This window comes from Streptomyces sp. SID12501 (assembly GCF_010550245.1).
Lineage (GTDB): Bacteria > Actinomycetota > Actinomycetes > Streptomycetales > Streptomycetaceae > Streptomyces.
Genome location: NZ_JAAGLU010000509.1, coordinates 1 through 480, shown reverse-complemented (window position 1 = coordinate 480; position 480 = coordinate 1). Strand labels below are relative to the sequence as shown.

Sequence of the window (480 nt, the reverse complement as noted above, 5' to 3'; positions counted from 1 at the left end):
GGCGCTGTGGCAGGCCGCCGTCGCCGCGAACCCGCGCGCCGTGCTCCTCGTCGTCTCGTCGTACCCGTACGTGCTGGAGGCCGAGGCGGACGCCGCTGCCGCCGTCGTGTGGTCGTCGCACGGCGGGCAGGAGCACGGGCACGGCCTCGCCGACGTGCTGCTCGGCGACGTCGAGCCCACCGGTCGGCTCGCGCAGGAGTGGCCCGCCGACGCCGCGCAGGCCGGCGACCTGCTCGACTACGACGTCATCGCCACGCGCACCACGAGCTGGTACTCGCCCACGCCCCACCGGTACGGGCTCGGGCACGGCCGCACGTACGGCGACGTGCGCTACGCCGCGCTCGACGTCGCCGCGGACCGCGCGCCGGTCGACGAGGACGCGACGCTCGTCGCACACGTGACCGTCGAGAACCACGGCGCACGACCCGCCCACGAGCTGGTCCAGCTCTACGTCGACGCACCCGGGCACCGGCTGCCCTA

At 75.6% G+C, this 480-nt stretch carries 1 protein-coding gene; it reads left to right on the top strand.

Features of this window, described 5'->3' with window-relative positions:
• The coding region (locus tag G3I71_RS47015; protein ID WP_203733136.1) for a glycoside hydrolase family 3 C-terminal domain-containing protein at positions 1-480 on the top strand (480 nt) is incomplete at both ends.